The organism is Streptomyces sp. ITFR-6, from assembly GCF_031844725.1.
In the GTDB taxonomy this organism is placed as follows: Bacteria; Actinomycetota; Actinomycetes; order Streptomycetales; family Streptomycetaceae; genus Streptomyces.
In genome coordinates, this window is the sequence record NZ_CP134612.1 from 309,698 (window position 1) to 334,939 (window position 25,242).

At 70.7% G+C, this 25,242-nt stretch carries 21 protein-coding genes and 1 pseudogene; 13 read left to right on the forward strand and 9 right to left on the reverse strand.

The window, feature by feature from the left end; genetic code table 11:
* The first annotated feature begins 22 nt into the window (after positions 1-22).
* The 3 genes and pseudogenes from RLT59_RS01190 (at position 23) to RLT59_RS39260 (ending at position 2,848) form a co-directional block, all read left to right on the forward strand.
* Positions 23-1,035, forward strand: a pseudogene (locus RLT59_RS01190) (ATP-binding cassette domain-containing protein).
* Positions 1,032-1,832, forward strand: coding sequence for an ABC transporter permease (locus RLT59_RS01195; protein WP_311301610.1), 801 nt, complete (start codon positions 1,032-1,034; stop codon positions 1,830-1,832). Before RLT59_RS01190 ends, RLT59_RS01195 begins: the two are co-directional and overlap by 4 nt.
* Positions 1,833-2,554: 722 nt before the next feature.
* The gene (locus RLT59_RS39260; protein WP_399126807.1) at positions 2,555-2,848 is read left to right on the forward strand and encodes a hypothetical protein; all 294 of its coding nucleotides are present in this window, start codon (positions 2,555-2,557) and stop codon (positions 2,846-2,848) included.
* Positions 2,849-2,978: 130 nt separating this feature from the next.
* Here RLT59_RS39260 and RLT59_RS01200 read toward each other — a convergent pair whose 3' ends face one another.
* A complete protein-coding gene (locus tag RLT59_RS01200; RefSeq protein ID WP_311301611.1) occupies positions 2,979-3,629 on the reverse strand; it encodes a fasciclin domain-containing protein in 651 nt (216 codons plus the stop codon).
* Between the two features lie 473 nt (positions 3,630-4,102).
* Here RLT59_RS01200 and RLT59_RS01205 point away from each other — a divergent pair, with 473 nt between their 5' ends.
* Entirely contained in the window at positions 4,103-5,317 is a 1,215-nt protein-coding gene (locus RLT59_RS01205; protein ID WP_399124613.1) for an MFS transporter, read from the forward strand.
* 66 nt (positions 5,318-5,383) lie between these two features.
* Here RLT59_RS01205 and RLT59_RS39265 read toward each other — a convergent pair whose 3' ends face one another.
* On the reverse strand, positions 5,384-5,617 hold the full coding sequence (locus RLT59_RS39265; protein ID WP_399124615.1) for a hypothetical protein: 234 nt from the start codon (positions 5,615-5,617) through the stop codon (positions 5,384-5,386).
* A gap of 223 nt (positions 5,618-5,840) precedes the next feature.
* Complete coding sequence (locus RLT59_RS01215; protein WP_311301612.1) at positions 5,841-6,698, reverse strand: class I SAM-dependent methyltransferase; 858 nt, start codon at positions 6,696-6,698, stop codon at positions 5,841-5,843.
* 212 nt (positions 6,699-6,910) lie between these two features.
* On the opposite strand from RLT59_RS01215, the gene RLT59_RS01220 reads away from it, so the two are divergent.
* The 5 genes from RLT59_RS01220 (at position 6,911) to RLT59_RS01240 (ending at position 14,014) form a co-directional block, all read left to right on the forward strand.
* A complete protein-coding gene (locus tag RLT59_RS01220; protein ID WP_311301613.1) occupies positions 6,911-8,395 on the forward strand; it encodes an aldehyde dehydrogenase family protein in 1,485 nt (494 codons plus the stop codon).
* A 14-nt stretch (positions 8,396-8,409) separates the two neighbouring features.
* Positions 8,410-9,948: a GMC family oxidoreductase gene (locus RLT59_RS01225; protein WP_311301614.1), complete on the forward strand. Its 1,539-nt coding sequence runs from the start codon at positions 8,410-8,412 to the stop codon at positions 9,946-9,948.
* Complete coding sequence (locus RLT59_RS01230) at positions 9,945-10,994, forward strand: quaternary amine ABC transporter ATP-binding protein (protein WP_311301615.1); 1,050 nt, start codon at positions 9,945-9,947, stop codon at positions 10,992-10,994. Before RLT59_RS01225 ends, RLT59_RS01230 begins: the two co-directional genes overlap by 4 nt.
* Positions 10,995-11,088: 94 nt before the next feature.
* Positions 11,089-13,047, forward strand: coding sequence for an ABC transporter permease (locus RLT59_RS01235; RefSeq protein ID WP_311301616.1), 1,959 nt, complete (start codon positions 11,089-11,091; stop codon positions 13,045-13,047).
* Position 13,048: 1 nt separating this feature from the next.
* The gene (locus RLT59_RS01240) at positions 13,049-14,014 is read left to right on the forward strand and encodes an ABC transporter substrate-binding protein (RefSeq protein WP_311301617.1); all 966 of its coding nucleotides are present in this window, start codon (positions 13,049-13,051) and stop codon (positions 14,012-14,014) included.
* A gap of 39 nt (positions 14,015-14,053) precedes the next feature.
* On the opposite strand, the gene RLT59_RS01245 is transcribed toward RLT59_RS01240, so the two are convergent.
* Together RLT59_RS01245 and RLT59_RS01250 are read right to left on the reverse strand one after the other, a co-directional pair.
* A complete protein-coding gene (locus RLT59_RS01245; RefSeq protein ID WP_311301618.1) occupies positions 14,054-15,880 on the reverse strand; it encodes an ATP-binding SpoIIE family protein phosphatase in 1,827 nt (608 codons plus the stop codon).
* A 182-nt stretch (positions 15,881-16,062) separates the two neighbouring features.
* Positions 16,063-16,224, reverse strand: coding sequence for a hypothetical protein (locus RLT59_RS01250; RefSeq protein WP_199884365.1), 162 nt, complete (start codon positions 16,222-16,224; stop codon positions 16,063-16,065).
* A 285-nt stretch (positions 16,225-16,509) separates the two neighbouring features.
* Here RLT59_RS01250 and RLT59_RS01255 point away from each other — a divergent pair, with 285 nt between their 5' ends.
* A complete protein-coding gene (locus RLT59_RS01255) occupies positions 16,510-18,411 on the forward strand; it encodes an ABC transporter ATP-binding protein (RefSeq protein ID WP_311301619.1) in 1,902 nt (633 codons plus the stop codon).
* Between the two features lie 75 nt (positions 18,412-18,486).
* Here RLT59_RS01255 and RLT59_RS01260 read toward each other — a convergent pair whose 3' ends face one another.
* Complete coding sequence (locus RLT59_RS01260) at positions 18,487-19,308, reverse strand: PepSY domain-containing protein (protein ID WP_311301620.1); 822 nt, start codon at positions 19,306-19,308, stop codon at positions 18,487-18,489.
* Between the two features lie 214 nt (positions 19,309-19,522).
* Between RLT59_RS01260 and RLT59_RS01265 the strand changes: the two genes are divergently transcribed.
* Entirely contained in the window at positions 19,523-19,840 is a 318-nt protein-coding gene (locus RLT59_RS01265; protein ID WP_311301621.1) for a hypothetical protein, read from the forward strand.
* An 83-nt stretch (positions 19,841-19,923) separates the two neighbouring features.
* Here RLT59_RS01265 and RLT59_RS01270 read toward each other — a convergent pair whose 3' ends face one another.
* The 3 genes from RLT59_RS01270 to RLT59_RS01280 form a co-directional block, all read right to left on the reverse strand.
* Positions 19,924-20,961: an ABC transporter substrate-binding protein gene (locus RLT59_RS01270; RefSeq protein ID WP_311301622.1), complete on the reverse strand. Its 1,038-nt coding sequence runs from the start codon at positions 20,959-20,961 to the stop codon at positions 19,924-19,926.
* Positions 20,962-21,033: 72 nt separating this feature from the next.
* Positions 21,034-21,897 (reverse strand): ABC transporter permease, encoded by an 864-nt coding sequence (locus tag RLT59_RS01275; protein WP_311301624.1) that lies wholly within the window; start codon positions 21,895-21,897, stop codon positions 21,034-21,036.
* Positions 21,887-22,702 carry an ABC transporter ATP-binding protein gene (locus RLT59_RS01280; RefSeq protein WP_311301625.1) on the reverse strand — a complete coding sequence of 272 codons (816 nt, stop codon included), beginning with the start codon at positions 22,700-22,702 and terminating at the stop codon, positions 21,887-21,889. Before RLT59_RS01280 ends, RLT59_RS01275 begins: the two co-directional genes overlap by 11 nt.
* 218 nt (positions 22,703-22,920) lie before the next feature.
* On the opposite strand from RLT59_RS01280, the gene RLT59_RS01285 reads away from it, so the two are divergent.
* A complete protein-coding gene (locus tag RLT59_RS01285) occupies positions 22,921-24,519 on the forward strand; it encodes a sensor histidine kinase (protein WP_311301626.1) in 1,599 nt (532 codons plus the stop codon).
* A complete protein-coding gene (locus tag RLT59_RS01290) occupies positions 24,516-25,214 on the forward strand; it encodes a response regulator (RefSeq protein WP_311301627.1) in 699 nt (232 codons plus the stop codon). Before RLT59_RS01285 ends, RLT59_RS01290 begins: the two co-directional genes overlap by 4 nt.
* Positions 25,215-25,242 lie beyond the last annotated feature (28 nt).

The following is a 25,242-nucleotide window of genomic DNA, read 5'->3' on the forward strand; positions in this document are numbered from 1 at the left end:
GACCGCACGACGAGAGGCAACCATGACGGAGCGGCGCAACCAGCCGGCGATACGTGCCGAGGGGCTCACCAAGAGGTACGGCGACAGACATGCGCTGGCCGGGGTGGACCTGGAAGCGGCACCCGGCACCGTACTGGGTGTGCTCGGGCCCAACGGGGCGGGCAAGACCACGGCGGTACGGATCCTCTCCACCCTGCTCCGGCCGGACGTCGGCGAGGCCTGGGTGGCGGGGCACGACGTCCGCAAGGACCCCGAGAGCGTCCGGAAGAACCTGGGCCTCTCCGGCCAGTACGCGGCGGTCGACGAGAAGCTGACGGGCCGGGAGAATCTGTATCTCGTCGCCCGTCTCTACGGAATGGGCCGGCATGCCGCCCGGCGGAGAGCGGGGCAGTTGCTGGAGAGTTCCACCTCGAAGAGGCCGCGGACCGGCCGAGCGGCACCTATTCGGGTGGCATGCGCCGGCGCCTGGATCTGGCGGGCGCTCTCGTCGCCCGTCCGGTCGTCGTCGTCCTGGACGAGCCGACCACCGGCCTTGACCCACGGGGCCGGGCCGACACCTGGCGTTCGATCCAGGAACTCGTCGCGGGCGGCACCACGGTCCTGCTGACCACGCAGTACCTGGAGGAAGCCGACCAGCTGGCGGACACCATCGTCGTCATCGAGCACGGCCGGGTCGTCGCCCGGGGCACCGCCCCGGAGCTGAAGCGCCGGGTCGGCGGCGAGCGGCTGTCGCTGACCGTGCACGAGCCGCGTCTCGGGCCGACGGCCGTGGAGATCCTGGCGGGCCTGGGACCGCACCTCCCGGTGCTCGACCAGCGGACGGGGCGGCTCACGGTCACCACCGAGCACGGGGCCCTCACCCTGGAGGACGCGCTCGGACGGCTGCGGCTGGACGGGATCCGGGTCCGGGACGTGGAGCTCGCCCCGCCGACCCTGGACGACGTGTTCATGAGCCTGACCGGGCAGCCCGATCCGGCGCGCGGGCAGAGCACGCAGCCGGTCGGTGCGGCCGGCGGCGGGGAGGTGGCGCGATGACCGAGATCGGCCGGCTGGGCCGCGACGCCACCATCGTCGCCTGGCGCAATCTGCTCAACCTGCGCCGCACACCGGGTTCGGTGATCGCCGCCCTGGTGCAGCCGGTGATGTTCGTGCTGCTTCTGGCGTACGTGTTCGGGGGCAGCCTCGGCGGCGCCGGGTACCGCACCTTCCTGATGGGAGGGATCTTCGCCCAGGCGGTCACCTTCAACGCGGCGTTCACGGCCCTGGGGCTGGCCAACGACATGGACAAGGGGATCGTCGACCGCTTCCGCGCCCTGCCCATGCCCCGGCTCGCCGTGCTCCTCGGCCGCACCCTGTCGGATCTGGTCATGAGCGCGGTGACCCTGACCGTGACGTCGCTGTGCGGTCTGCTGGTGGGCTGGCGCATCACCGGGTCCGTGGCCGACGCGGTCCTCGCCTATCTGCTCGTGCCGCTCTTCGCGTTCGCCATGTCCTGGGTCGGGGCGGCCATCGGTCTGCTGGCCCGGAGCGTGGAGGTCGCCCAGAGCGCCGGCCTGATCTGGCTCTTCCCCGTCACCTTCGTGTCGTCGGCCTTCGTCTCGACCCACACCATGCCCGGCCCCCTGCGCGGCGTCGCCGAGTGGAATCCGGTCTCCGCCACGGCGACGGCGGTGCGCGGGCTCTTCGGCAACCCGCCACCGGTGGGCATGCCGGAGAGCGGGGCGTGGCCCGTCGTGCACGCGTTGCCGTACGCGCTGTGCTGCGCCGGGGCCGTGGTCGCCGTGTTCATGGCGCTCTCCCTGGCCCGCTTCCGGCGGATCACGCTCGGCTGACTACCAGGGTCCGGCCGCCGCCCTGAGGGGCAGGAGGGCGCCGACGGCCAGCACCAGTACCGTGGTCGTGGTCACCGTGGGCGGAACGGGCCGACGACGGCGCACACGGGAAGAATTCCGTGTGCCTTTCGCGGGGGCTGTGCCCGAGCCGGTCGTCGGGGCGACAGCGAACCACATTTCTCCGGGATGGATTCACGTATTTCCCGGGAATGATTTCTGGCTGCGCGCCCATCTTTCGACATAACCGCAGCTGAAGGCGTGAATGCGGCCCGTCGACCTCAAGTCAATTTTACGGAGAACACGCCGCCCCGTGTAGGCCATAAGTGACACCATCCGCTTATTGCGAACCTATCGCGTTAAGCGGTGGCCTCTCGCCCGCCGCAGCAGTACAAACATTCACCCGGGCGACAGGCTGTCCAGTCGGTAAATCATCTCAACGCCATCAGCTTTCGGGGGATCCTGACCAATTTCGCCCGGACGGCAATCCGTAGCCCACTCGGCTACGGATCACTTAGGAACGGCCGGACCAACGGCACCCGCGACGGCTTCGGAGAAGGGTTCGGACAGAGCCCAACCATTTCCCGTCAACGCGTTTCCGGTTATCGATAATTCGCGTGACGAATAGTCGGTACCGAATTTCGGTGTTGCCTTTCTCCTTGCAACCCGCACGAAACCGCTCACCCGTCCCGTAAGCACAGGAGGAAATGGTGTCCGACGTTCATATGCTGACCGGTGCGTACGCACTGGACGCGTTGGAGGGGCGGGAGCGCACAGCCGTCGAGGCCCACTGTGCGGGTTGTCCCACGTGTCTTCGCGAGTGCGAGGAGTTCCGGGCGACCGCCGCCCGTCTGGGGATGGCGTCGACGACGGTCCCGCCCGCGGCTATGAAGGGGCGGGTACTCGGCATCGTCCGCGCGACTCCCCGGCCACCGCCGTGGCGGCTCAGGATGAGCGGACTGGGGCGGCGTCTTCGCCATCGAGCGGCCGTCCGGCTGCTGAGCCGCGCCTTCCACTGAGCGGGACACGAACAGCCCCCCGGCGCACCGGAGGGGGCGGCACCGCGAAAAGCCCCGCTGCGGACCCGGACCGGGGGCCGATTCCGGCCGGGTCCGCAGCGGGGCGGCTCTGTGCGGGCTGCGCCCGCGACTACTTGGGCATCAGGACCGTGTCGATGATGTAGACCGTCGCGTTGGCCGTGGGCACGTTGCCGCACACCACGCCGGCACTGTCGTTGACCTTGTAGGACTCATCGGATCCGGAGGTGGTGAGCTTGGACTTCTCCAGGGTGTCGAAGCTGCCGTTCTCCAGCTGCTTCGGGGTGAGCTTCTGCCCCACGACGTGGTAGGTCAGGATCTTGGTGAGCGTCGCCTTGTCGCTGAAAACCTTGTCCAGGTCGGCCTTCGGGATCTTGGCGAAGGCCTCGTTGGTGGGTGCGAACACCGTGATGTCCTTGGCGTTGTTCAGCGTGTCGACCAGGCCGGCCTTCTTGACCGCCGTCACCAGGGTGGACAGGTCGGGGTTGTTAAAGGCGGCCGTGGCGACCGGGTCCTTCGACATCCCGTCAAAGCTGCCCGCGCCTTGCTTCGGGACACCCGCGCAGGCCGGGCCGAACGGCTTGTCCATCGAGGCGGAGTCGGCCGTGGCCGGCTCCGAAGCGTCCGGAGCGGCGGCAGCGGCACTGGACTTGCTGTCCGACGCCTTGTCGGAGCTGTCGTCCGAGCACGCGGTCAGCGCCAGCGGAAGAACGGCGGCTGCGGCGACGGCGACGGCTGCACGACGGTAGCGAAGGGCGTTCATGGTGTTCTCCTTGATGGAATGCGAGTTGGTGGAACGCGAGTTGGTGGAACGCGAGTTGATGGCTTACGGGTTCTGGAATACGGGGAACGGAGGTCGCGGCCGGCGGCTGCGTCCGCGACGGATGCCGGGCGGGGCCGGTCAGGACGGCCCGGTACTGAGCGCTCGCACCGGCGGGAAAGGCAGTGAGGTGCCTCCGGTCCGGACGCCACCGGCCCGGCCGATGGCTCGGGCAGCGGGCACGGTACGAATCGGAGTGGTCCGGAGGATCGTCACGCAACTGGTTCGGTGCCGACCGCCCGGCGGATTGGTCGATCACTCGATCAGGAGAAGAATTCCCGAAAGGCTGACAGCCGGGGCCGGTGAGGCTATGACAGCCGTTGTCCTGGTACACGCCGTTGTGCCGGCAGGCGCCGTTCTCCCGGTACGCGCCCTCGCGCCGAACGCCGTCCCGCCGGGCGGTCGATCATATGGTGATGTATGTGATCGTTCGTGAGCATGCGCTGAACACAAGTGGTAGCCGGCACCCGGGCTACCTGGCCGCGGCGGTGGTGTTCGCCATCGGGATGGCCGGTACCACGCTGCCCACGCCGTTGTACGGGCTCTACCAGCAGCAGATCGGCTTCTCCGAGCTGATGGTGACCGTGGTCTTCGCCGTCTACGCCGTGGCGGTCATCACCGTGCTGCTGCTGGCGGGCAACTACTCGGACAAGGTCGGCCGCAGACCCGTACTCCTGTGCGCGATGGCCCTGTCGGCGGCGAGTGCCGGATGCTTCCTCCTGGAGCGCGGTCTGCCGCTGCTCTTCGCGGGACGGCTGCTGTCCGGTTTCGCGGCGGGGCTGCTGAGCGGCGCCGCGACGGCCGCTGTCATCGAACTGGCCGGGCCCGGTCAGAAGGCGCGGGCCGGATTCGCCGCCACGGCCGCGAACATGGGAGGGCTGGGCTGCGGACCGCTGCTGTCCGGGCTCCTCGCCCAGTACACGCCCTGGCCGCTGACGCTGCCGTTCTGGGTCCATCTGGGGCTGGTGGCCGTGGCATCCGGGATCACCTGGTTCCTTCCGGAGACCGTCGCGGAGCCGCAGCGGTGGCCGCGCCCGGCGCCCCAGGGCATGGCGGTGCCGCCCGAGGTCCGGAGTGTGTTCGTGCCCGCCTCCGTGGCGGCCTTCGCCGGCTTCGCGCTGCTCGGGCTGTTCACGGCGGTCGCGCCGAGCTTCGCCTCGCAGACGCTGGGGGTGCACAACGCGGCCGTCATCGGGGCCGTGGTCTTCTCGGTGTTCCTGGCCTCGACGTTCGGGCAGTCCCTGACGCAGCGTTTCGGCGCCCGCCGCGCGCTCCCGGCCGGCTGCGGCATCCTCATGGCGGGCCTGGTGCTGGTGGCGTCGTCGCTCATCGCCGAGTCCCTGCCGCTGCTGATCCTGGGAGCGGTGTGCGGGGGCACCGGCCAGGGCCTCGCCTTTCGCGCGGCGCTCACCCTGGTCAGCGGCGCGGCCCCGGCCGAGCACCGCGGCGGCACCATCTCGGCCTTCTTCGTCGTCGCGTACACCGGCATCTCGGTACCGGTCGTCGGGGTCGGCGCCATCGCCACCTGGCTCGGGCTGCGCCAGGCCGGAATCGTCTTCACGGGCTGCGTGCTGCTGCTGGCGGCCGGGGCGGGAACGTACGCCGCGCTCAGGCCACCGCCGGGGGCGTGAGCAGCGGCGGGACGAACCAGGGGCGGGCCGGGCCCGGCCCGCCGCTCAGTCGGCGGCGCGAGGCCCTCAGTCGGCGGTGCGGCGCAGGACCAGACTGACGAAGCCCCAGGTGTCGCGGTAGCCGCGCAGCCATTCGGTGCGACGGGTGGCGGACAGGGCGAGCGTCTCGGCGCCGTCCGGGTGGGCGGGGTGGTCGAGCGCCCGGTGGCGCGTGTACGGGCATCCGCCAGCGCGCCCTCGGAGATGTCGACGCCCTCGGCCCGCAGTTCCGGCCGGCCGGACAGTGCGCGCACGAGCCACTCCCCGCCGCCGCAGCCCAGGTCGAGTGCGCGCTCGTCGCCGCGCGTGATGCCGTGGTCGAGCAGCTGACGTACCGATTCGTCGTCGAGCGGGGACTTGATGGGGTGGTGGGCATGGGCGATTCTGGAGATCTCTTCTCGGTTCACCGGCGCAGCGTGACAGCACCGGAGACCACGCGCATCCGCTTTTCCAGCCCGGTGCCCGGCGACGCGACGGGCACGTTTCAGACGGTGGCGATCAGCAGGTCCTCGCCGCTCGACGCGCGGAGACCGTCGGTCCGGTCCGCGAAGTAGCGTGCGGCCAGCTCGGGTCCCGACACGTGCCGGGCGCTCTCGAATCCGGCGGCGCGGGCCAGGGCGAGCATCTCCTGCGGGGTGTGGAAGCTGATGAAGGGTGTTCCGGACGCGCGCGCCTTCGGTTTGGTCTCCTCCAGCCGTTCGCGGTCCGCGTCATCGACGAGTTCGGCCGGCAGCATGAACGTCATGGCGAGCGTCGAGCCGGGGGCGAGCCCGCCGAGCGTGCGCAGGGTCGCCGCGATGGCCTCCCGGGTGAGGTACACCGTGACGCCGGCGCAGACGACGAGCGCCGGCCTGCCCGGGTCGAAGCCGGCGTCCGACAGCTGCTGCCACCAGTCGCCGCCCGCCTCGAAGTCGACCGGCACCAGTCGCAGCCGGTCGGGGATCCCGTAGCCGAGCTCGATCAGCCGCCGGCGTTTCCAGGCCTGGGTGGCCGGCTGGTCGATCTCGAAGACCCGGAGCCGGGAAGCCGTCTCGGGCCGGCGCTGGACATAGGTGTCCAGGCCCGCTCCCAGGATGACGTACTGGTCGATGCCCTGGCCGATCTCCTCCGCGACCAGGTCCTCGACGAACCGGGCGCGGCACACAGTGGAGGCCCGGAACCCGCTGGTGGCGTCCGGGTCCATGTCGGGGCGGCTCCGCCAGTCCTCTTCCGGCGCCACCAGCCGCAGGCCGATCTCGTCCTCGAACACGTGTGGCTCGGCGTCGACCTGTACGTGCATCGCCCGCCAGAGCGCGACCCGCACCGCGGTGTTGTCCGGCTCCTCGTACTGCTCGTCCGCCATGGCTGTCCCCACTCCTTACGGTCGGCTCCGGGCCGAGAACCACCTTACCTAAATAGTTTTATATATGGACTTTCAAGTTATTTGCCACAACCGGCACACCGATCACTTCGCGACGGCCTCCGCGCATGGCTTCGGGCTTCCGGGGAAGGGGCCCAGACCGCCGGGGTTCGCCCGGCGTCAGACGTACGGCCATCGAAAGGGCAGCACACGACGTGTCGGCACAACACACGATCCAGGTAGCGGGAGAGTGGCGAGCCGCCGCATCCGGCGCCACGCGCGAGGTTCTCGACCCCGTGGACGCGACAGCGTTCGCCGTCGTCTCCGAGGGGGACGCCGCGGACGCGGACGCCGCCGTCGCCGCGGCCCGGACCGCCTTCGACGCGGGTCCCTGGCCGCACACGCCCGTCGCGGAGCGCGCCGCGCTGCTCAGGCGGGTGGCCGGTCTGCTGGAGCGCGACCGGGAGCGGATCGGCGCGCTGGAGTGCCGGGACGCCGGGAAGACGCTCGAAGAGGGCCGGGTCGACGTGGACTGCGTGCGGGACGCCTTCCGCTACTTCGCCGACCTCGTCATGAACGAGAGCGGCGGACGTGTCGTCGATGCCGGGTCCGAGGAGATCCACAGCGTCGTGGTGCATGAACCCGTCGGTGTCTGCGGGCTGATCACCCCATGGAACTATCCGCTGCTCCAAGCCAGTTGGAAGATCGCGCCGGCTCTCGCCGCGGGCAACACCTTCGTGATCAAGCCGAGCGAGATCACACCGCTGACCACGGTCGCGCTGATCGCGCTGCTCGCGGAGGCCGGACTGCCGGCCGGGGTCGCCAACATCGTCACCGGCCCCGGCGCCACCGTCGGAGCCCGGCTCGCTGAACACCCCGGGGTCGACCTGGTCTCCTTCACGGGCGGGCTCAGCAGCGGGACGAAGGTGATGCGGGCCGCCGCGGAGTCGGTGAAGAAGGTCGCGCTCGAACTCGGCGGCAAGAACCCCAACGTGGTGTTCGCGGACGCCTGCGCCACAGAGGAGGGCTTCGACACCGCCGTGGACCAGGCGCTCAACGCCGCCTTCATCCACAGCGGCCAGGTGTGCTCCGCCGGATCGCGGCTGATCGTCGAGGAGCCGGTGCGCGAGCGGTTCGTCACCGAGCTCGCCCGGCGGGCCGAGCTCATCCGAATCGGCCGCGGCACCGACGACGGCGTCGAGTGCGGTCCGCTCGTCTCGGCGCGACAGCTGGCCAGGACCGAGGAGTTCGTCGCCTCCGCGCTCCACGAGGGTGCGGTGCTGCGGGCGGGCGGCGAACGCCCGGACGGGCCCGGGTACTTCTACCGGCCCACCGTCCTCGACCACTGCGACCGCTCCATGCGCGTGGTGCGCGAGGAGGTCTTCGGACCGGTCCTGACCGTCGAGACGTTCCGTACCGAGGACGAGGCCGTGACTCTCGCCAACGACACGGAGTACGGGCTGGCCGGCGGCGTGTGGACCGCCGATCCGGGGCGCGGCCGCCGGGTCGCGGCCCGGCTGCGCCACGGCACCGTCTGGATCAACGACTTCCACCCCTACCTGCCGCAGGCCGAGTGGGGCGGCTTCGGCAAGTCCGGCATCGGCCGGGAGCTCGGCCCGACGGGTCTCGCCGAGTACCGCGAGTCCAAGCACATCTACCAGAACCTCGCCCCGCGCCCGGTGCGCTGGTTCGCGGGCTGACAGGAGCAGAGGCGATGGAGAACATGACCCACTACGACTATGTCATCGTCGGCGGCGGCACCGCGGGCTCTGTGATCGCTTCCCGGCTCACCGAGGACCCCGACGTCACCGTCGCCCTCATCGAGGGCGGCCCCAGTGACGTGGGACGGGACGACGTGCTGACCCTGCGCCGCTGGATGGGCCTCCTGGGCGGCGAGCTGGACTACGACTACCCCACGACCGAGCAGCCCCGCGGCAACTCGAACATCCGGCACAGCAGGGCCAGGGTGCTCGGCGGGTGCTCGTCCCACAACACCCTGATCGCCTTCAAGCCGCTGCCGTCCGACTGGGACGAGTGGGCAGAGGCGGGCGCGGACGGCTGGGACGCCTCGTCGATGGACCCGTACTTCGCACGGCTGCGCAACAACATCGTTCCCGTGGACGAGGCCGACCGGAACGCCATCGCCCGCGACTTCGTCGACACGGCGCAGACGGCTCTCGGAGTCCCGCGCGTCGAGGGCTTCAACAAGGCGGCCTTCCAGGACGGTGTGGGGTTCTTCGACCTCGCCTACCATCCGGAGAACAACAAGCGTTCCTCCGCCTCTGTCGCGTATCTGCACCCCTTCCTCGACCGGCCGAACCTCCATATCGCCCTGGAGACCTGGGCGTTCCGGCTGGAGCTGGACGGTGACCGGGCGACCGGAGTACGGGTGCGGACCTCTGACGGCACGGAGCGGCTGGTGCGCGCCCGGCGCGAAGTGGTGCTGTGCGCGGGCGCGGTGGACACGCCGCGGCTGCTGATGCACTCCGGGATAGGCCACCGCGCGGAGCTGGAGAAACTCGGCATACCCGTGGTGCACGACCTGCCGGGTGTCGGTGAGAACCTGCTCGACCACCCGGAGTCGGTCATCGTCTGGGAGACCCACGGACCGATTCCGGAGAACTCCGCGATGGACAGCGACGCCGGGCTGTTCGTCCGCCGGGACCCGGAAAGCCCGGGGCCGGACCTGATGTTCCACTTCTACCAGATCCCGTTCACGGACAATCCGGAGCGGCTCGGATACGAGCGTCCCGAGCACGGGGTCTCCATGACGCCGAACATCCCGAAGCCGAGGAGCCGCGGCCGGCTGTATCTGACCAGCCCCGACCCCGAGGTCAAACCCGCCCTGGACTTCCGCTACTTCACCGACGCGGAGGACTACGACGGACGGACGCTCGTCGACGGGATAAGGATCGCCCGTGAGATCGCCGCGCGGCAGCCGCTGGCCGGCTGGCTGAAGCGGGAGGTCTGTCCGGGGCCCGAGGTCACCTCCGACGAGGATCTGAGCGAGTACGCGCGCAGGGTCGCGCACACCGTGTACCACCCGGCCGGAACGTGCCGGATGGGCGCGGCCGACGACGCGCTCGCCGTGGTCGCACCCGATCTGCGGATCCGCGGTCTGGACGCCGTCCGGATCGCCGACGCGTCGGTGTTCCCTACGATGCCGACCGTCAACCCGATGATCGGGGTCCTGATGGTCGGGGAGAAGTGCGCGGAGCTGCTCGGCGCCACGACTGGGGGTCATGCCCGATGAACACACCGCCGGACGTCTTCTCCGTGAACAACCTCTGGAAGGTCTTCGGACCGAAGGCCGGCCGGGTGCCCGCAGACGCCGCACTGGCCGAGCTCGACGCCACGGAACTGCGCGAGCGGACCGGCTGCACCGCCGCCGTGCGCGACGTCTCCTTCGACGTCCGCAAGGGCGAGGTGTTCGTCGTGATGGGCCTGTCCGGTTCCGGCAAGTCCACCCTCGTGCGCTGTCTCACCCGGCTCGTCGAACCGACGTCCGGCCGGATCACCATGGACGGCGAGGACGTGCTCTCGATGAGCGCGGGACGGCTGCGTGAACTGCGCCGCCACCGCGCCTCCATGGTCTTCCAGCACTTCGGTCTGCTGCCGCACCGCTCGGTCGTCGACAACGTCGCGTACGGGCTGGAGATCCAGGGCATGGGACGGGCCCAACGCCGTTCCCGGGCAGCTGAGTTCATCGCCAAGGTCGGCCTCGACGGGCTGGAGGACCGCCGTCCCGGGCAGCTCTCCGGCGGTCAGCAGCAGCGTGTCGGGCTGGCGCGGGCCCTCGCCGTCGACCCCGAAGTGCTGCTGTTCGACGAGCCGTTCAGCGCCCTCGACCCGCTCATCCGGCGGGACATGCAGGAGGAGGTGGTACGCCTGCACCGCGAGGAGGGCCGCACGATGGTCTTCATCACCCATGACCTGAACGAGGCGCTGAAGCTCGGGGACCGGATCGCGCTGATGCGGGACGGCCGGATCGTCCAGCTGGGCACTCCGGAGGAGATCGTGGGATCCCCGGCCGACGACTACGTACGGTACTTCGTGCGCGATGTTCCGCGCGAACAGGTGCTGACCGTGCGCGCGGCGATGCGTCCGGCCGACGGTACGGAGAGTGTCTCGGGTCCCGCGCTGGCACCAGGAACCACCGTCTCCGAGGCGATCGAGGCGGTCGTCCGTACCGGTGAGACCGCACGGGTGGTCGACGAGGGGCGCTGCCTGGGCGTGGTCGACCACGCCTGCCTGCTCGGCGTCGTGGCCGGGATTCCGGCCATGAAGGAGGCCGCGTGATGCGGACGACCCTCCCGGATGCCCCGCCGGGCCGCCCCGCGCCGGGTTCGCGCCCGGCCGCGAGGCCCGCCGTGCTGGGCCGGAGGTGGCAGCGATGACCGCGACCGCCACCCCCGCACGTCCCACGGGTCTCGTCCCCTCCGGGGCCGCCGCCGCCTTCGCCCAGCACCGCACCGCCCTCCTGCTGGGCGCCGCGGTCGTGCTGCTGGTCCTCGGCAGCGTCCTGGCCGGCCGGGGAGCCTGGCCGGGGGACCTCACCGTCGACCTCACCGGTCCGCTGGGCGGCGTCAGCGACTGGATCATCGACAACCGCGACACCCACCCGCTGTTCCTCTACTTCTTCGGGCACATCAGCAACGGCGTCGTGCTCTCGGTGCGCGCCGTCTACCTGGTCCTGCTCGCGGCCGGCTGGGCCGGGGTCACCGCGGCGGTCGGGCTGATCGCCTGGCGGGTGGCCGGTGTCCGGCTCGCGCTGTCCGGGGTCGTCGCGTTCCTGCTCTGCGGGCTGCTCGGCATGTGGGTGCCGACCATGCAGACCCTGGCGCTGATGGTGGTCGCGGTCCTGGTCTCGGTGGCGCTCGGAGCGCTGCTCGGACTGGCCGCGGGCCTTTCTGACCGGGTCTTCCGCCTGCTGCGGCCGGTGCTCGACACCATGCAGGTGATGCCGGCCTTCGCGTATCTGCTGCCGGTGGTGCTCGTCTTCGGCATCGGCGTGCCGGCCGCCGTGCTGGCGACGGTCGTCTACGCGGCACCGCCGATGGCCCGGCTGACCGCTCTCGGGCTGCGCGAGGCGGACGCGGGTGTCATGGAGGCGGCGGCCTCGCTCGGCGCCACCGGACGGCAGCGGCTGCTGACGGCCCGGCTGCCGCTGGCCCGCAAGGAGCTGCTGCTCGGCCTCAACCAGACGATCATGATGGCCCTCTCGATGGCGGTCATCGCCTCGGTGATCGGCGCCGGCGGTCTCGGTGACCGCGTCTACCAGGCGCTGGCCTCCGTCGATGTCGGAGCCGCGCTCGCGGCCGGCGTCCCGATCGTGCTCCTGGCCGTGGTGCTCGACCGGGTCACCGGCGCGGCCGGCAACGGGCTCGACACCGCGCCCCGCGCCGGATCGGCCCGGCTGGGCTGGGCCGTCGCCGCGGCCGGCACCGTGGTCGTCGCCGTCGTGGCGCGCCTCGTCTCCGGGACGACCTGGCCGGACGGCCGGACATTCGCGGTGGCCGAACCCGTCAACCGGGCCGTCGACTGGATGACCGACCACCTGTACTCAGGCGTCCCGGTCGTCGGCGGTACGGCGGACTGGGCCGGACGCTTCACCACCTGGGTCCTGGACCCGGTGCGCGACGGACTCCAGTGGCTGCCCTGGTGGGCGGTGCTGCTGCTGATCGCCGTGCTCGCCATGCTGATCGGCACCTGGCGCACCACGGTGACCGCCGTCCTCGCGATGGCCGCCATCGGGGTACTCGGCGTCTGGGACCCGGCACTCGACACGCTCTCCCAGGTGCTGGCCGGTGTCGCGGTGACCCTGGTGGCCGGTTTCGCCGTCGGGGTCGCCGCCTCCCGCAGCGAACGGCTGGAGCGGCTGCTGCGTCCGGTGCTGGACGTGTTCCAGACGATGCCGCAGTTCGTGTATCTCATCCCCGTCGTGGCCCTGTTCGGTGTCGGCCGCGCCCCGGCGGTGGCCGCCGCCGTCATCTACGCGCTGCCCGCCGTCGTCCGCATCACCACCCAGGGCCTGAACGGCGTCGACCCGGTCACCATGGAGTCCTCCCGCTCCCTCGGCGCGACGGGTGTCCAGCAGCTGCTGAAGGTCCAGCTTCCGCTGGCCCGCCCGGCGCTGCTGCTCGCCGTCAACCAGGGCGTCGTCCTGGTCCTCGCCGTGGTGGTCATCGGCGGTCTCGTCGGTGGCGGGGCGCTCGGCTACTCCGCCGTGTTCGGCCTGGCGCAGGGCGACCTGGCGACCGGGCTGGTCGCCGGCGCCGCGATCGTCCTGCTCGGCCTGATGCTCGACCGCGTCACCCAGCCGACGGCACGCCGCTCCGGAAAGGGGGCCTGACATGGCTCGTCCGCGCACTCCACTCATCGCGCTCGTCTCCGCCACGGCACTGGTCGCCGTGGCCGGTTGCGGGGCTGCGGACATGACCCAGCAGTCCTCGCCGTTCGCCAACGCGCGGGGCGCGAAGACCGTGACCCTGTCCGTGCAGTCGTGGGTCGGCGCCCAAGCGAACGTCGCCGTCGCCCAGTACCTCCTCGAACACGAGCTGGGCTACCGCGTCGACACCGTCCAGATCGACGAGGTGCCCGCCTGGGACGCCCTCAGCCAGGGCCGGGTCGACGCGATCCTGGAGGACTGGGGCCATCCGGACCAGGAGGCCAGGTACGTCCAGGACAAGAGGACGATCAGCGCCGGCGGCGAGCTCGGGGTCACCGGGCACATCGGCTGGTTCGTACCGACGTACTTCGCCAAGCGGCATCCCGACGTCACCGACTGGCACAACCTCAACAAGTACGTCAAGCAGTTCGCCACGGCGGAGAGCGGCGGCAAGGGCCAGTTGCTGGACGGCTCCCCGTCGTACGTCACCAACGACAAGGCCCTCGTGCAAAATCTCGGCCTGGACTACCAGGTCGTCTTCTCCGGCTCCGAAGCTGCCCAGATCACCCAGATCAAGCAGTTCGCCAAGGAGAAGAAGCCCTTCCTCTCCTACTGGTACAAGCCGCAGTGGCTGTTCGAGAAGGTGCCGATGACGGAGGTGAAGCTGCCCGCGTACAAGGAGGGCTGCGACGCCGACGCGAAGAAGGTCGCGTGTGCCTACCCGCAGACGCCGCTCAAGAAGTACCTCAACGCCCGCTTCGCCAGGAGTGGCGGGAAGGCGGCCGGTTTCCTCAAGAGGTTCGCCTGGGACACCGAGGAGCAGAACAAGGTGGCGATGATGATCGCCGACCAGAAGATGTCGCCCCAGGACGCGGCGGAGAAGTGGGTCCACGAGAACGAGAAGACGTGGCGGGCCTGGATTCCCCGCTGATCGCTCCCTCAGTACCGTGACGGGCGGGGGCGCCCGGTCTCAGACCGCGGCGCCTCCCCCGGGCTCGCCCTGAGACGCCTCCGTGAGGGCGAACCAGGCGGTCTTGCCCTCGGGTTCTGGCCGCACACCCCACTGGTCGGCCAGGATGTCGAGGAGCAGCAGGCCGCGCCCCGAGGAGGCGAGTTCGACCGGGGTCCGTTGGTGGGGCAGTTCGTCGCCGCGGTCCATGACCTCGACGAGCAGCCTGCGCCGGCCGGTCTCACCGGCGACGTGCGCGGTGAGCGAGCCGTCCTGGTCGGTGTGCACGAGTACGTTGCCGAGCAGTTCCGTCGCCAGGAGCACCGCGGTGTCCACCTGGTCCGGCCGTGCCCAGTCGTGCAGCAGCGCCTTCAGTTCGGCCCGCGCCTCGGCCAGCCCCTCACCCTGGTCCTGACCGATGGTCAGCACCAGCCGGCGCTGGTTCACCTCGGCGCGCGGCTTCACGGAGTCGCGGCGCAGCAGCAGGAGCGCGATGTCGTCGCCGTCGCGGGCGACGCCCTCCCGGGCCCCGGGTTCGGGGCTGAGCACGGCCGACATCAGCCGGTCAGCCATCCCTTCGAGGTCCTCCACGGGGCCGGGCGAGAACGCGTCGCGCACCCGCACCCAGCCGCTGTACATGTCGTGGCCGCCGTTCTCGATCAGGCCGTCCGTGCACAGCATCAGAACCTCGTCGTCGTGCAGGCGCAGGATGTCGACGGGGTAGTCCTCCTCGCCGGGCATCAGTCCGAGCGGCAGGCCGCCGCTGATGTGCTTGAGCAGACAGGTGCCGTCCGGCATCCGCAGGACCGGGTGCGGGTGGCCGGCGCGGGCGATGTGGAGGTTGCCGGTGGACGGGTCGGCCTCGATGTAGAGGCAGGTGGCGAACCGGTCCTCGTCGAGGGTGGTGAGGAAGCGGGAGGCCCGTGCCAGTACGGCGTCCGGGCCGTGCCCCTCGGCGGCGTACGCGTGCACGGCCGTGCGGAGCTGGGCCATCAGCCCGGCGGCGTGCACATCGTGTCCCTGGACGTCTCCGATGACCAGGGCGAGGCGGCCGTTGGGCAGGTCGATGCTGTCGTACCAGTCGCCGCCGACCATGAGTCCTCCCCCGGTCGGCACGTAGCGCGTCGCGACGCTCAGTCCGGTCAGCGCCGGGCCCGCGGCGCGCATGCTCTGTCGCAGGCCGCGGGAGAGGGCGAGTTCCGCCTTGCCGGCACGGGCGCGTTCGAGGACCTGGGCGATCATCCGGCCCGTCACGGTCAGCAGGGCGCGCTCGCTCTTGGTGAAGGCGACCGGTGAGCGGAAGGCGGCGAGCCACACTCCGACGACCCGTCCGGCGTTCACGAGCGGCAGGAAGGCCCATGCGTTGAGGCCCTTGCGGGCCGACATGTGCCAGGTGGCCGGGAACGCGGCCCGGTACTCCTGGGTGGAGGCCAGGAACACCGCCCGGCCGGTTCTGGCGACCTCGGCGGCCGGATAGCCGGTCGTCAGGGGCATCCGGAAACCCTCGTCGATCACGCCGCCGGGCCGGAATCCGTACTGCGCCAGCGCGGTGAGGGAGCCGTCACCGATGGCGAACACGTACTGGGCGTCCATCGTGAAGTCCGGCGCGTACAGACCGGCCACCAGCCTCAGCGCCTCGTCGAGCGAGTCGGACTCCGCGACCGTGTGGCCGGCCGAGAGCAGGAGCGCGTCGCGGCGCCTGACCGCCTCGCCGGGCGGGACGCCCTCACCGGCCGTCCGGCTGCCCCCGTCCCTCGGCGCCGGGGACTCCAGCCGGTTCAGCTCGGCGATCTGGTCCAGCTCGGCCTCGAACTCGTCCGGCGGCGGTTCATGCCGTTCACCACCCATCCGGCATCCCTTCCCGATGTCCGTCGCCGACTGTTCGTACCATGCTCCGACGGCGGAGCCGGGTCCGCAGTGCGAGAGACCCCGAAGGTGCGCGGCACGGGGCCGCGCGGGGGCCGGGGCGCGGGGGTCAAAAGGGGTGCGGGGAGGGGGCGTGCTGCTGCCGGAACGGGGCCGGTCAGCTGTCAGCGATACGCCGCGGACCTGCGTACATCGCTGAAGTCGACGGCCAGGTCGGCCTCGCGCAGAGTCTCCTCAGCCACTCGGCGCACCTCCGCCAGGACGTCCCCGTGCTCCTCCACGAGACCGGCGTAGATCGGTGCCTCGGAACTGTCTGTGAAACTCACGTCGAACTGCCTCAATCGGTTGGGTATGCCATCGTTCGGCCGGAAACAGGGGCCGATTCTACGTGGTCCGCCGTCCGGGCCGTGGGCGGCACCGGGGAGTGGGCGTTCCGGGCGGTACCCGGTTCCGGGTGTGCTCGCGGGCCGGTCCGCCGGACGGGGCATGAGATCCTGCGCCGGGCGCGGAGAGAGCGGTTGACCTCAAGTCAACTTGAGATCTTAGCGTTCTGTCCGCGCCCCTGGCCGTGTCCGGCCGACGGAAGCATCGATTCGTTCCCGGAGGCACGCATGAGTATGGAAGTCACGGCGTGGTCGTCGCTGCACAGTGCGATGAACGCCCAGCAGGACCGCCGGCCCTTCTCCCGGGCGACCGTGCGCCGGATCGGCGCCTTCGCCCGGCCGCGCCGCCGTGAGCTGTACCGCTTCCTGGTACTGAGCGTGGTCATGGCCCTGCTGGCGGTGGCCACGCCGGTGCTGGCCGGCCGGGTGGTCAACGCGATCGTGGAGGGCAAGGAGACCGGCACGGTGACCCGGCTGGCCCTGCTGATCGCCGTCATCGCCGTGGCCGAGGCGGGGCTCGGGCTGCTGACCCGGCTGCTGTCGGCCACCTTGGGCGAGGGGCTGATCCTGGACCTGCGCACAGCGGTCTTCGACCATGTGCAGCGGATGCCGGTCGCCTTCTTCACCCGGACCCGCACCGGAGCCCTGGTGAGCCGGCTCAACAACGACGTCATCGGGGCGCAGCGGGCGTTCAGCAACACCCTGTCCGGTGTGGTCTCCAATCTGGTGACCCTGCTGCTGACCCTCACGGTGATGCTCACCATCTCCTGGCAGATCACCTTGCTGGCGCTCGTCCTGCTGCCGGTGTTCGTCGTGCCCGCGCGGCGGATGGGCTCCAGGATGGCCCGGATGCAGCGTGAGGCCGCAGGTCACAACGCCGCCATGGGCACCCAGATGACCGAGCGTTTCTCGGCTCCCGGCGCGACCCTGGTGAAGCTCTTCGGGCGCCCCGCCGACGAGTCCGCCGAGTTCACCGCGCGCGCCTCCAGGGTCAGGGACATCGGTATCCGTACGGCGATGGCGCAGTCGACGTTCATCACGGCGCTCACCCTGGTGTCCGCGCTGGCTCTCGCGCTCGTCTACGGGCTCGGCGGCTACTACGCACTGCGCGGGAGTCTGGAGCCGGGCGCGGTGGTGTCGCTCGCGCTGCTGCTCACCCGCCTCTACGCCCCGCTGACGTCACTGGCCGGTGCCCGGGTCGAGGTGATGAGCGCGCTGGTGAGCTTCGAGCGGGTCTTCGAGATCCTCGATCTGAAGCCGCTGATCTCGGAGAAGCCGGATGCCCGCAGGGTGCCGGACGGTTCGGTCTCGGTGGAGTTCGACGGGGTGTCCTTCGGCTACCCGTCGGCGGACAAGGTCTCCCTCGCCTCCCTCGAAGAGGTCGGGACCCTTGATTCCCGGGGCGGTACGGAGGTGCTGCACGAGGTCTCCTTCCGTGCCGAGCCCGGCCGGATGGTCGCCCTGGTCGGCTCCTCCGGTGCGGGCAAGTCGACGATCGCCCAGCTGCTGCCCCGGCTTTACGACGCCGATTCCGGCTCCGTGCGGCTGAACGGCGTCGACGTACGTGATCTGACCGCCGAGTCGATCCGCGAGACGCTCGGCATGGTCACCCAGGACGGGCACCTCTTCCATGAGTCGGTCCGCGCCAACCTCACGCTGGCCAAGCCCGGAGCGAGCGAGGACGACATCTGGGACGCACTGCGCCGTTCCCGCCTCGACGAGCTGGTGGCCTCGCTGCCCGACGGTCTCGACACGGTGGTGGGTGAGCGCGGCTACCGGCTCTCCGGCGGTGAGCGCCAGCGGCTGACGATCGCCCGGCTGCTGCTGGCCCGACAGCGCGTCGTGATCCTTGACGAGGCGACCGCGCACCTGGACTCGACCTCGGAGGCGGCCGTGCAGGAGGCGCTCGCCGAGGCGCTGGAGGGACGCACCGCCGTGGTGATCGCCCACCGGCTCTCCACCGTGCGGGCGGCCGACCTGATCCTGGTCATCGAGGAGGGCCGGGTGGCGGAGCGGGGTACGCACAGCGAGCTGCTGGCCGCGGGCGGACGGTACGAGGAGCTGTACCGGACCCAGTTCGATCCGGCGGCGGCGGACGGGGCGCGGCCGGAGTCCGTACCGGCCGAGTGACCGGACGACAGGCGCCGCGCCCCCGGTCCGTGCGGACCGGGGGCGCGGCGTGTGTGAGGCCGTGCCGGAGCCGGGTCAGTCGTTGTCGACGTCCTCGCCGGTGACGGAACCGCTGGCGGCGTCGATGTCGACCGTCGTCTCCTTGTAGTCCTTGGCCACGACGTCGACCGACCAGACGAGGACGTCCTTGTCGTTCTCGTCCAGTTCGAGGGAGGTCACGGTGCCCTTGGCCTTGTCCGACGCGGCCTTGGCCGCCTGCTGCGGCGTCCGGGTGGCCTTGGCGATCCGCTCGGCCGTCCGGCTCTTGTCCTCCGTGTCCTGGTCCGGGTCCTCGACGGACCGGAGCACCTTGCCGGTGACCGCGTCCATGCGCACGGTGTGCTCGGTGCCGTCCTTCGTGACGACGGTCGCCACCCATTCCGGGCCGGTGGCGGAGGGGGAGGCGCTGGAGCCGCTCGGTGAGGAGCTGGCACCGGTCGGGGAGGCGCTCGTGGACGCGCTCGCGGAGGTGGACGCGGAGGCCGAGGCGGACGCGTCGGTGTCGTCGTCCGACTTCCCGGGGCCCTTCAGGTCGAGTTCGGTCACCTTGCCGCCCTTGACGGCGCCCTCAGCCGTGGTGACCGCCTTGTCGAAGGTGATCTTGGTGGAGGCCAGCAGCTTCTTCCGCTTCTCCTGGTCCTTGGTGAGGGAGGCGCTCGGGCTGGGCGAGGGGCTGGTCGTGCGCTCCGGGACGGCACGCGCGGCTTCGGAGGTCTCCGTCTTCGTCGACGTGCTGCCGCTGTCCTGGCCGCAGCCGGTGAGCAGGGCCGCGGTCAGGACGACGCAGGCGGCGCCGGCCGCACGGAGGCGGTGGGCGCGCAGGAATCCGGTGTTCTTCGGTCGGGGGTCGTATGTCATGCCGGCATGCCTAACCGCCCTGCGGCTCCGGCATGTGGGGTGACGGGTCGTAGTCACCCGATCAACCGTGTTCCGGGTCCGGACCCGCTCGTCCGCGACACCGGAGCCCCGGGCGACGGAGCAGCGAGGCGGCAGGGCCCGATTCCCCAGACGCGCCAAGGGATATTGCCTCCCGCGGGTCGCGATCCGGGCGTTTTGGTGCGAGCCTGGAAGAATGACCTGGGCGTCCTGGACGACTCGCGGAGTGTATTCGGGGCACGGTGGCGTGCTCACCGAGGAGGTCGGGCCGCTGTCCGGCGATCTGACCGTCCACACCACATGGGCCGACGACACTGCACAGATCACGGTGCAGTACACCGATGCGGCCGACTGGTTCACCATGTCCGGCAGTCCCGTTCCCTGCTCCTCCGAGCAGGAGAGCCGGGCGCTGCACGAGGCCGTGGTGAACGCCGTCCGGCGGGGTTCCGCGGCCACGGTTCCGGCCGCGTCGCTGGAGCCGGACCGGCCGGCCGGTGAGACCGCCGCCGAATAACCGACGACCGCAGGGCCGCCACTGCCGGTACGTGGCCGCGCCCGCACGCGAAGGCGTACGGGCGCGAGCCGGTTCCGTCCTGTTCAGTGCGCCTTCTTCACGAACTCCGTGGTGTACGTCTTGGCCAGGTCCACGTCCGCGTTCTTGAGGTTGGGGTTGAAGGCCTTCAGGACCCGCTCGACGGTGGCCGGTCCGTCCGGGGGCATCACCCCGTCCGTGGTGAACATCGGCAGGGTGTTCTTGATGGACTGCGCGTACAGCGCCGCGCCGCCGCCCTGTGCGTAGTCGGCCGGCATCTTCGCGGCGATCTCGTCGGCGCTGTGCGTCGACATCCATTTCAGGGTCTTCACGAAGGCGTTGGCCAGCTTCTGCACGGTCGGCTTGTGGGCATTGACCCACTCGGTCTGCATGTAGAGGCTGGCGGACGGGTAGAGGCCGCCGAGCGCCTTCCTGGAGCCTTCCGGGGTCCGCATGTCGACGAGGATGCTGCCGAGCTTCTTGTCGAGGATGGTGGCCACGGTCGGGTCGGTGGTCATGCCGCCCTGGATGGAGCCCTGCTGGAGCGCGGAGATGAACGTCTGGCCGGCTCCGACCGCGACGGGCGTGAACTCGCTGGTCTGCACACCGTTCTTCACGGCCAGGTACTTCGTCAGGAAGTCGGTCGAGGAGCCGAGGCCGGTCACGCCCAGCTTCTTGCCCTTGAAGTCCTTCGCCGAGCCGACGTCGCCCGCCGCCTTGTTGGAGACCATCTCGACCTCTCCCGGGGCCTGGGAGAGCTGGACCACCGACTCGATGTGCTTGCCCTTCACCTGGAGGTCGAGGGTGTGGTCGTAGAAGCCGACGGTTCCCTGTACGTCGCCGGAGACCAGCGCGGTCTCCGCCTGGACGCCGGCGGGCTCGGTCAGCAGCTGGACGGCGACGCCCTCGTCCTTGAAGTAGCCGAGCCGCTCGGTGAGCATCGCGGGCAGGTAGATGACCTTGTCGAGGCCGCCCACCATGATCTTCACGCTGTCGTTCTTGTCGCCGGACGCGGAGGTGGAGTCTCCGCCGCAGGCGGTCAGGCTCGCCGCGGCGAGGGCTCCGGCGACGGCGAGGGCCGGGATCCGTGGGGACATACGCATCTGGTTCACGTCCTTGTGAAGAGGGTTCCCGGGAGGGGAAGAGGTGTCACGGAGGAAGGAGAAGGGCTCGGGTCAGCGCGCGGTGTCGGCGTCGGCCGGTTTCCAGCGGAAGAGCTTCTTCTCCAGGAAGGTGAGCAGCCCCTCGGCGAGCAGGGCGACGACCGCGAGGATGGCCATGGCTGCGTAGACGCCCGCCGCGTTGAAGGTGCCCTGCGAGGCGGCGACCAGCAGCCCGAGGCCCTTGGTGGCGCCGATGTACTCACCGACGATGGCGCCGATCAGCGCGAAGCCGAAGCTGACGTGGAGGCTGGTGAAGATCCACGAGGTGGCCGACGGAATGACCACCTGGAGGGTGACCTGCCGGTTGCTGGCGCCGAGGATGCGGGAGTTGGCGACGAGGTTGCGGTCGACCTCCCTGGCGCCCTGGAAGGCGTTGAAGAAGACCGGGAAGAACACCAGGACGACCGCGGAGGCGACCTTCGACGCGGGGCCGAGGCCGAACCAGATCAGGAAGATCGGGGCGAGCACGATGCGCGGCAGGGCGTTGAGCACCTTGATGTACGGGCCGAGGACATCGGCTGCGAAGCGGACCCGGCCGAGCGCGATACCGAACAGCACTCCGGCGATCACGCCGATGACCCAGCCGAGCAGCGCCTCGTAGAGGGTGTACCAGATCTGTTCCCACAGGGAGCCCTGGGCGGTTCCGTCGGTCACCCAGGTACGGATCTGTTCCCAGATCTTCGACGGCATGGAGAAGTTGAACGGGTCGATGACGGCTGTCCTGGCCAGCCACTCCCACAGCCCGACGACCGCGACGAGCACGGCGATCCGGCTGGCCAGCACCAGCATCCTGCGGTTGCGGGCGGCCCGCGCCCTGGCCTCGGTCCGGCCGGCCGGGATCACGGCGGCGTCCTTGGTGACGGTCTCAGGCAGCATCGGCCGCACCCCTCTCGCGGGTGATGCGGACCTCTTCACCGAGCGAGGACCAGATCTCCCGGTAGATCTCCAGGAACCGGGGCTCCAGCCGCACCTGTTCGACCTTGCGCGGACGTGGCAGTCCGATCTCGAAGACCTCCTTGACGGTGGCCGGGCCCGCGGTCATCACGACCACCTTGTCGGCGAGCGCGATGGACTCCTCCAGGTCGTGCGTGACGAAGACGACGGAGGCTCCGGTGCCGCCCCACAGCTCCAGCAGTTCGTCGGACATCAGGGCCCGGGTCTGCACGTCGAGGGCCGAGAACGGCTCGTCCATCAGCAGGATCTCCGGGTCGTTGACGAACGTCGCCGCGAGTGCGACCCGCTTGCGCTGGCCCCCGGAGAGCTGGTGCGGATAGCGGTCCTCGAAGGAGGACAGGCCGACCCTGTCGAGCCAGGCCCGTGCGCGTTCCCTGGCCTCCGCCTTCGGCACGCCCCGGAAGCGGGGACCTGCCATGACGTTGGACAGGACGGTCCGCCAGGGGAAGACCGCGTCCTGCTGGAAGACGAAGCCGACCTTGTCACCGATGCCGCGCACCGGTTCGCCGGAGACCAGTGCCTCTCCCTCTGTGGGCTCCTCAAGGCCGCTGATGAGGGTCAGGGTGGTCGACTTGCCGCAGCCGGTGGGGCCGACGACCGCGACGAACTCACCCCTGCCGATCGTCAGGTCCAGATCCCGTACGGCGGTGTGGAGCGCCCCCGACGGAGTCCGGAACGCTTTGCTTGCCCCCCGCAGCTCGATGGCGGGGCTCAGTTCGCTGTTCATGGGGCGGGACGCTAGGGGCGGTCCGGCAGCGGCGGGAGCCTTGCGCTCACAACTCCTGGTTCTGCCTGTTACCCGTGGTTCTGCTCATTGTGCTCACTCCCGTACAACGAAGCGAAGACGAGGGCTAGGCAGCGGGGCCGGCGCCGTTTACCTTGCGTTTACACCGAGCGTGATCGGAGTACCGGATCGAGGACCGCGGGAGAGCAGAGGACACGGACATGCGGATTCACTGGCCCCGCCGTGTCTTTGCCCAGGTCCTGGTCACCCAGGTGGCGATCACGACGGGGGTGGTCATGCTCGTCACCGGGCTCTTCCTCGCCCCGCTCAGCCACGAACTGGACGACCAGGCGATGCGCCGGGCCCTGTCCATCGCCCAGACCACCGCCGCGGAACCCGGCCTGGTGGACCAGCTGCTCAGCACCCGGCCCGATCCGTCCGGGCCCGTACAGGCAGAGGCGGAGCGGATCCGGCGCGCCACCGGGGCGCTGTACATCGTGGTGATGGACACCCGGGGAGTGCGCTGGTCGCACACCGAGACCGCCCGGATCAGCGAACGCGTCTCGACCGATCCGAGCACGGCGCTGGCCGGCCGCGAGATCATGCAGATCGACATCGGCACCCTGGGGCGCTCGGCGCGGGCCAAGGTCCCGCTGCGTGACCGGACCGGCACCGTGGTCGGAGCCGTCTCGGTGGGCATCGCGTACAAGAGCGTCCGGCAGGGGCTGCTCTCCACCATTCCGGTGCTCCTGCAGTACGCGGGAGCCGCGCTGGCCGCGGGGGTGCTGGCCGCGCTCGTCGTCTCCCGCCGCCTCCAGCGCGACACCCACGGACTGGCCTTCGCCGACATCTCCTCGCTGCTGGACGAGCGGGAGGCGATGCTGCACAGCATCCGGGAGGCGGTGCTCGCGCTCGACGCACGCGGGCGCATCCGGCTGCTCAACGACGAGGCGCAGCGGCTGCTGGAGCTGACCCCGGACGCCGTCGGCCGGGCGCTGGGCGACGTGCTGCCGCCGGGGCGCACGGCGGAGGTGCTGGCGGGCCGGGTCGAGGGCGCGAATCTGCTCACCGTCTGCCGGGGGCGGGTGCTGATCGCGAACCGGATGCCGACCGGCGACGGCGGCGCCGTCGTGACGCTGCGCGACCGCACCGAGCTCGAACTGCTGGGCCGCGAGCTGGACTCCACGCACGGGCTGCTCGACGCGCTCCGGGCCCAGGACCACGAGCACGCCAACCGGCTGCACACCCTGCTGGGTCTGCTGGAGCTGGGCCGGCACGAGGCGGCGGTGGAGTTCGTCACCGAGGTGTCTGACGGGCACCGGGCCTCGGCCGAGCAGGTCGCGGAGCGGGTGAACGATCCGCTGCTCTCCGCGCTCCTGGTCGGCAAGTCCGCGGTGGCCGCGGAGCGCGGCGCGTCCTTGCTGGTCTCCCCCGCGACCCGGCTGCCCGATGTGGTGGTGGATCCGCGCGATCTGGTGACCGTACTGGGCAATCTCATCGACAACGCCCTGGACGCCGCCACGCTGGTCGAGGTGGAACTGTTCGCCGAGGGCACCACGGCGGTCCTGCGGGTCAGCGACAACGGGCCCGGGGTGCCCGTCGCGATGCGGGAACAGATCTTCACCGAGGGCTGGTCGACCAAGGAGTCCCCGGCCCACCGGGAGCGGGGGCTCGGACTGGCGCTGGTGCGCCGTCTCGCCGAGCGCTACGGCGGCGCGGCCCGAGTCACGGCCAGGGCCGGTGGCGGCGCGGTCTTCACCGTCGTCCTGCCGGAGGCGCTCGCCGTCCGGCAGCGAGCCGAAGTCGGAGGGGTGCAGTGATTGACGTTCTGGTGGTGGACGACGATTTCCGGGTGGCGGAGATCAACGCGGCGTACGTGGCCAAGGTGCCGGGCTTCCGGGTCGTCTCCCGTGCCCACACGGCCGCGCAGGCGCTGTCCGTCCTGGAGCGCGAGCATGTCGATCTGATCCTGCTCGATCACTATCTGCCGGACCGGACGGGGCTCACGCTGGTGCGTCAGCTGCACCAGATCGGCCATCCGGCCGACGTGATCATGGTGACGGCGGCCCGTGATGTGGTGACCGTGCGGACCGCGATGCGGTACGGCGCCCTGCAGTACCTGGTCAAGCCGTTCAGTTTCGGCGGTCTGCGCTCGAAGCTGGAGAGTTACGCGACGCTGCGCCGCACCCTGGAGGGTGTGGAGAGCCGCCGCGGGGAAGCCGGTCAGGAGCAGGTCGACCAGATCTTCGGGGCGCTGCGCACGCCGGAGTCCGTCGCCGCGGCCGGGCTCCCCAAGGGGCACTCGGCGCCGACCGCCGATGTCATCCGCCAGGTCCTGTCGGCGGCCGGTGAGCCGCTGTCCGCGCACGAGGTCGCCGCGCGGGCCGGACTGAGCCGCTCGACCGCCCAGCGCTACCTGAAGTACCTGGAGGGCTCGGGCCGGATCAGCCTCACGCTGAAGTACGGGGACACCGGCCGCCCGGAACACCGCTACGCCTGGGCGGCGGTGGGCTGAGGGGCCGCTTCCCGGTCCGCGCAACCCC

What these genes read in the sequence shown, in the direction of transcription:
- RLT59_RS01195 (WP_311301610.1), top strand. Translation starts at nt 1,032, where the DNA reads ATGACCGAGATCGGCCGGCTGGGCCGCGACGCCACCATCGTCGCCTGG.
- RLT59_RS01240 (WP_311301617.1), top strand. Translation starts at nt 13,049, where the DNA reads ATGGCTCGTCCGCGCACTCCACTCATCGCGCTCGTCTCCGCCACGGCA.
- RLT59_RS01280 (WP_311301625.1), bottom strand. Translation starts at nt 22,702, where the DNA reads ATGAACAGCGAACTGAGCCCCGCCATCGAGCTGCGGGGGGCAAGCAAA.
- RLT59_RS01285 (WP_311301626.1), top strand. Translation starts at nt 22,921, where the DNA reads ATGCGGATTCACTGGCCCCGCCGTGTCTTTGCCCAGGTCCTGGTCACC.
- RLT59_RS01245 (WP_311301618.1), bottom strand. Translation starts at nt 15,880, where the DNA reads ATGGGTGGTGAACGGCATGAACCGCCGCCGGACGAGTTCGAGGCCGAG.
- RLT59_RS01200 (WP_311301611.1), bottom strand. Translation starts at nt 3,629, where the DNA reads ATGAACGCCCTTCGCTACCGTCGTGCAGCCGTCGCCGTCGCCGCAGCC.
- RLT59_RS01225 (WP_311301614.1), top strand. Translation starts at nt 8,410, where the DNA reads ATGGAGAACATGACCCACTACGACTATGTCATCGTCGGCGGCGGCACC.
- RLT59_RS01255 (WP_311301619.1), top strand. Translation starts at nt 16,510, where the DNA reads ATGAGTATGGAAGTCACGGCGTGGTCGTCGCTGCACAGTGCGATGAAC.
- RLT59_RS01265 (WP_311301621.1), top strand. Translation starts at nt 19,523, where the DNA reads ATGACCTGGGCGTCCTGGACGACTCGCGGAGTGTATTCGGGGCACGGT.
- RLT59_RS01230 (WP_311301615.1), top strand. Translation starts at nt 9,945, where the DNA reads ATGAACACACCGCCGGACGTCTTCTCCGTGAACAACCTCTGGAAGGTC.
- RLT59_RS01270 (WP_311301622.1), bottom strand. Translation starts at nt 20,961, where the DNA reads ATGCGTATGTCCCCACGGATCCCGGCCCTCGCCGTCGCCGGAGCCCTC.
- RLT59_RS39260 (WP_399126807.1), top strand. Translation starts at nt 2,555, where the DNA reads ATGCTGACCGGTGCGTACGCACTGGACGCGTTGGAGGGGCGGGAGCGC.
- RLT59_RS01260 (WP_311301620.1), bottom strand. Translation starts at nt 19,308, where the DNA reads ATGACATACGACCCCCGACCGAAGAACACCGGATTCCTGCGCGCCCAC.
- RLT59_RS01205 (WP_399124613.1), top strand. Translation starts at nt 4,103, where the DNA reads ATGTATGTGATCGTTCGTGAGCATGCGCTGAACACAAGTGGTAGCCGG.
- RLT59_RS01235 (WP_311301616.1), top strand. Translation starts at nt 11,089, where the DNA reads ATGACCGCGACCGCCACCCCCGCACGTCCCACGGGTCTCGTCCCCTCC.
- RLT59_RS01215 (WP_311301612.1), bottom strand. Translation starts at nt 6,698, where the DNA reads ATGGCGGACGAGCAGTACGAGGAGCCGGACAACACCGCGGTGCGGGTC.
- RLT59_RS01275 (WP_311301624.1), bottom strand. Translation starts at nt 21,897, where the DNA reads ATGCTGCCTGAGACCGTCACCAAGGACGCCGCCGTGATCCCGGCCGGC.